The sequence below is a fragment of the uncultured Veillonella sp. genome (assembly GCF_900545205.1).
Lineage (GTDB): Bacteria > Bacillota > Negativicutes > Veillonellales > Veillonellaceae > Veillonella.
On sequence record NZ_UQYC01000097.1, the window covers coordinates 1 to 5,419 of the forward strand.

Annotated in this window: 7 protein-coding genes; all 7 read right to left on the minus strand. The window is 39.5% G+C overall.

What is annotated here, in order from left to right; all coding sequences use genetic code 11:
- Nucleotides 1-116 (minus strand): PLP-dependent transferase (locus QZR70_RS08300; protein WP_295794444.1); only part of this gene is annotated, 116 nt, incomplete at its 3' end.
- Between the two features lie 275 nt (nucleotides 117-391).
- Nucleotides 392-1,351, minus strand: a complete 960-nt coding sequence (metA, locus tag QZR70_RS08305) for a homoserine O-succinyltransferase (RefSeq protein WP_119206953.1) — start codon at nucleotides 1,349-1,351, stop codon at nucleotides 392-394.
- A 61-nt stretch (nucleotides 1,352-1,412) separates the two neighbouring features.
- Nucleotides 1,413-2,597, minus strand: a complete 1,185-nt coding sequence (locus QZR70_RS08310) for a MalY/PatB family protein (protein ID WP_295794435.1) — start codon at nucleotides 2,595-2,597, stop codon at nucleotides 1,413-1,415.
- Nucleotides 2,598-2,607: 10 nt separating this feature from the next.
- On the minus strand, nucleotides 2,608-3,741 hold the full coding sequence (locus QZR70_RS08315; RefSeq protein ID WP_295794436.1) for a PLP-dependent aspartate aminotransferase family protein: 1,134 nt from the start codon (nucleotides 3,739-3,741) through the stop codon (nucleotides 2,608-2,610).
- A gap of 152 nt (nucleotides 3,742-3,893) precedes the next feature.
- Nucleotides 3,894-4,397, minus strand: coding sequence for an ECF transporter S component (locus tag QZR70_RS08320; protein ID WP_024066506.1), 504 nt, complete (start codon nucleotides 4,395-4,397; stop codon nucleotides 3,894-3,896).
- A 58-nt stretch (nucleotides 4,398-4,455) separates the two neighbouring features.
- Nucleotides 4,456-4,860, minus strand: a complete 405-nt coding sequence (locus tag QZR70_RS08325; RefSeq protein ID WP_295794439.1) for a PACE efflux transporter — start codon at nucleotides 4,858-4,860, stop codon at nucleotides 4,456-4,458.
- A gap of 317 nt (nucleotides 4,861-5,177) precedes the next feature.
- On the minus strand, nucleotides 5,178-5,419 hold a 242-nt coding region (locus QZR70_RS08330), incomplete at its 5' end, for an anion permease (RefSeq protein ID WP_295794441.1).

A 5,419-nucleotide genomic window follows, 5' to 3' on the forward strand; every position in this document is an offset into this window, starting at 1 on the left:
GCATCTTTAAATACGAAAGATGTAGTTTGGTAAATAGGTACTGCACGAGAACCTGTTGGATCTACTGTGTGACCCGCATGTAATTGTAATGTTTCAAATCTGTATTGTTTGCTCATTATAACAACTCCTTTATATTAACTGTGAATTGAGTTCGTTCTTTATACCTAGTATACTACTATGTTTTAAAAATTATGTCTACTATTAATTTATACAGTTAGCCATAACTTGAAGCTATAGCAAACATGTATTTACTCATAAAATACCCATCCGAAAGATGCCAATTACACCTATATATAGCTCACACACACAAAAAGCCCCTAATTACTTCTCTAAAACCATCTCACTATAGAGACCGTTAAAAGTAATTAGGGGTATTTCTACTAATCATAATTTAGATATAAGCACCTAAATTTTTATCGCGTTCAAATTTCATTTTTTGGATTTGTTCAATGATGTACGGTGTTTCTTGGTATACATAGTAGTTTAACCAGTTTGTAAACAACAATGTACTTACAGAACGCCAACGTACAACAGGTCGTTGTTTTGGATCATCATCAGGGAAATAATTTTCAGGAACCGCAATATCCAAGCCTTTTTTAATATCACGTACGTATTCACGGTTGAGTGTATCCCAATCGTATTCAGCGTGACCAAATACAAAGATGTGTTTATTGTCTAAGCTACGAACGATAGCTGCACCGGTTGGTTCAGATCCTGCCAACAATTCTAATTCTCGGTTTTCCTTAATTTGTTGTAAGGAAACTGTGGTATGACGGGAGTGTGGCATCCAGAACTTTTCATCAAAGCCACGCAAGAGCACCGGGCGATCATTGTAAATATCGTGTTCGTATACACCAAACAGCTTTTCATCCATAACGGATTTATTAATGCCAAAATGATGGTACAAACCAGCCTGTGCACCCCAACAGATATAGAACGTAGAGTATACATGCTCTTCGCCCCAATTCATAATTTCTACTAACTCATCCCAATAATCAACTTCTTCAAAAGGCATTAATTCTACAGGAGCACCTGTAATGATCATGCCATCAAAGAACTCGTCTTTCACCTCATCGAAGGTGCGGTAGAAAGTATCTAAATATTGCTCATCCGTATTTTTAGCCTTGCGGGATGCAGTATGCAACAATGTTAAGTTCACTTGCAATGGGCTATTACTAAGAGCACGTAAGATTTGAGTTTCTGTAACTTCTTTAGTAGGCATCAAATTGACTAGCAATATTTGCAAAGGTCGGATTTGTTGTGTCTCCGCCCGTTCTGTATCCATAACGAAAATGTTCTCTTGAGCTAATTTCGTAATGGCCGGTAAATTTTTTATTACTTTAATAGGCATACTATCACCTCTACACACTAAACAATTTGATAACCTAATCTAAACATTCTAACCAATATTATTAAAAGCCTCTAGCCTCGTAGGCACGACGCCAAGCTTCAAGACCTTCTTCCAATGTTTTACGAGGGCACGCTACATTGATACGTTCAAAGTCTTCCCCATCAACGCCAAACATAGAACCAGTATCAAGCCACAATTTAGCTTCATTGATAATCCATTCATCACGTTCTTTAGGGCTTAATGGCAACTTGGAGCAATCTAGCCACATGAGATATGTGCCTTCTGGACGATATACGTGGATTTTCGGCATATATTTTGCTACATAATCAATGGTGAACTGAATATTATCTTGAATGTACTCTTTCAACTCATCGAGCCAAGGTGCCCCTACTTTGTAGGCCCCTTCACAACCAACGATGCCCATCGTATTTAGCTGGCTATAGCCAGCACGGTCGATTTCTTTAATAAAACGACGACGTAAAGAATCATTAGGAATGAAAATATTACTTACTTGAAGGCCAGCGATGTTGAAAGTCTTACTAGGCGCTGTACATACGATACAGTGTTCTGCATAGCTTTCACCTAGATCAGCAAAGACCTTATGAGTATGACCTTTCCAAACAAAATCAGCATGAATTTCATCGCTCACGATGAGTACATTATGTTTAATACAAATATCGCCAAGTCGTTTTAACTCATCCTCAGTCCACACGCGGCCTACCGGATTGTGGGGATTACATAAGAGAAATAATGTTACATTTTCCTCAACGATAGCCCGTTCAATGCCCTCAAAATCAATGGTGTACTTCTCTTCGCCTTTGATTAATGGCACATTGATGAGACGACGGTCATTATCATCGATAACCATACTAAATGGATAGTACACCGGTTGATTGATGAGTACCCCTTCACCTTCCTTGGTGAAAGCGCGAACCGCCATAGCCAAGGCAAAGACGATACCTGGTGTTTTAACGAGCCATTTTCGGTCTGGCGTCCAGTTAAAGCGCGTGGTAAACCAATTTTGTAGCACTTCAAAGTATTCATCATCGGATTCGGTATAACCAAAGACACCATGGTTCACGCGGTCCAATAGGATTTGCTTTAACTCAGGGGGAACCTCAAAGTCCATGTCTGCCACCCAGAATGGCAACACATCGGCTGGTTTACCGCGTTTTACAGCAAAATCGTATTTCAAGGATTTTGTGTGAGTTCTATCTAAAATTTGATCAAAATTATATTGTCCCATAGGAACTCCTTTATTTATTGAAAGCTTGTTCCAAATCCGCAATCAAATCATCTGTATCTTCAATACCTACAGATAGACGCAATAAGCGACGTGTAATACCTTTGCGCTCAGCATCTTCTGGTTTTAAATCTGGATGTGTTTGCGTTACAGGGTAGGTCAGCAAGGACTCTGTACCACCAAGACTTTCAGCAAACTGAATAAGCCCAATGCCTTCTAATACTTTTTTAGCCGTTTCTTCGCTATCTACTTCAAAGGACAACATACCGCCAAAGCCTGTTGTTTGGGCTTTATTAATCTCATAGCCTGGATGTTCTGGAAGACCTGGGAACAATACCTTTGTAACCTTAGGTTGTTTTTTGAGCCATTCCGCAAGAGCAATGGCATTCTTTTGATGCTGTTCCATACGAAGGGCCAATGTTTTGACGCCGCGGATTACGAGCCAACTATCCATTGCAGATAAGCAAGCACCTACAGTTTTATAAATTAAGCGCAATTTAGCAGCCAATTCATCATCATTTACAATGGTGAAACCAGAAATAACGTCATGATGACCACCGATGAATTTAGTACCGCTATGAACGACAATATCAGCACCTAAGTTCAATGGTTTTTGGAAATAAGGGCTTAAGAATGTATTGTCGATAATGACTAGTGCATTGCGGTCATGAGCTAAGGTACACAAGGCACGAACATCAGTAATCTCCATCATCGGATTTGTTGGAGTTTCAATATAAACAGCCTTTGTATTTGGTTTGAAAGCTGCTTTTACCGCATCAAGATCGGATGTACCAACATAGGTGAACTCAATGCCGTTTTGTTCGTAAATATTTGTGAACATACGGATAGAACCACCGTACAAATCATCACCTAAAATGATGTGATCCCCAGGGGAGAATAGATGGAATACAGCGTCCACTGCGGCCATGCCGGAAGAGAATGCCAATGCATCCTTACCATCTTCAAGACCTGCAATCAATTGTTCCAAACGATCCCGTGTTGGATTAGACTCACGTGTATATTGATATCCTGTTGTATCACCCAACTTTGGATGGGAAAATGTACTAGACATATAAATTGCAGGGGAAATTGCACCAGTGCTATCTGGTTTACCGCTGCCATGAACGCATTTTGTATTAAATTTCATTCCATTCAACTCCTCATATTTGTATACAATATATTAATTATAAAAGTAGACAATGATTAAGGTCAACAAAAATGGGCACTCATACGCCATGAGTGCCCCCAAAAAGTCATATCTATTTTGAATGGCTTGCCATAACTCTAGGTTAAGTTAGCCTAATTTTTTGTACGTTTTGTAATAAGCAATGCCAAGATAATACCCAAAGAAGACGTCACTAGTTGCGGCCAACTAGACACAAACAACATAGTATTTACAATCTTCGGTGGAAATTGGAATAGAGAGAAGAACAAAGAATATCCGCCGAATAGAACACCTGCTTTCACTAAAGCCGCCACAACAATAAGCAATACCTTCGGTTTATGTTGTAACCAATAGGCTACAAATACATAGGCAGTCGTGCCAAGGGCGGTAATCAAAATAAACGGTGGCAACGGCAACATACCTTGTAAATGCGCTACTACAGGCGCAATCCAGGCGATAACGAGACCATTTTTCCAACCATAGCGCCATGTGGCTAGTACAAACGTAGCAGACGTGATGGAACCGATGAGGAACATACTCACCTGGTTAGGAATAAATGGGAAAATAAGGCGCAAGCTTTGCGCCAATAAGGCTACAGCCAACAATAGGCCTGTGCCCGTAATAGATTTGGTAGACATAAGAACCTCCTACTATACAATATAGATTTTTAAGAGGTACTTACCTCATATAGTAAAACTAAGCCTCTACAAAATATAGACGTGCCCGATCATATACCCAATTATAAACATAAGTATAACCTAGGATAACTAATGTCATCGTTATATCTGTCACAAAAGCCATCCAAAAACTCATATGCATCATGTACATAATAATTGGCACCGTTGCCATCATAAATAAGCCTTCAAATAACACAGCGTGAACTGTGCGAATGATTGGACCTCGTGCTAATCGATCACCTGGTACTAGTTTATCAAAAATCCAGTTAAACACAAAATTCCAAACCATAGCTAGTAAGGAAAAAATAACCATTAATACAAACGGCTGTCCCTCATGCGGAACAAACTGCATTACCAAACAACCAATTAAAATACAACCAAGCTCATATAAAATTGACTGCACAACACGTTCAGAAGCAGACATAATAATAAAAACCTCCAGCAGAAAACCTAGGTAAGAAATTTACTATCACACCACTATTATATTCATTTTTTTAGATTTGTCGAGTTTTGTGGAGTATTGCTATTTTAAGATAAAAAAAGCCGCCATATGTCTATCTAGCGACTTGTCCTCCGAAGTGAGCATTGCCATTTCAGGATAAAAAGAAGCCGCATTGTATCTACTAAGCGACTTGCTCGTCCCAAAGTGAGTATTGCCATTTTAAGATAGAAGAAACCGCCATATGTCTATCTAGCGACTTGCAGCGAATGGAGCGCAGAGAGACATATGGCGGCGGAAAGTTATCCTAAAAGTGGCATTACGAACTGAATCCATGGAATCCCCACCACAATAAAGATTGCGAGGTAGATAATCCCAAAGATAGCACCTAATTTCCAGAATTCAGGACCTTTGTTGTAGCCACTAGCAAACCAGATTGGGCTGTGTCCTGTACCATATGGTGTAAGGATACCCATGATACCCATTGGTACTAAAAGAATTAACATAACTTGAGCTGGATCAACACCAGGAATTTGAAGAATTA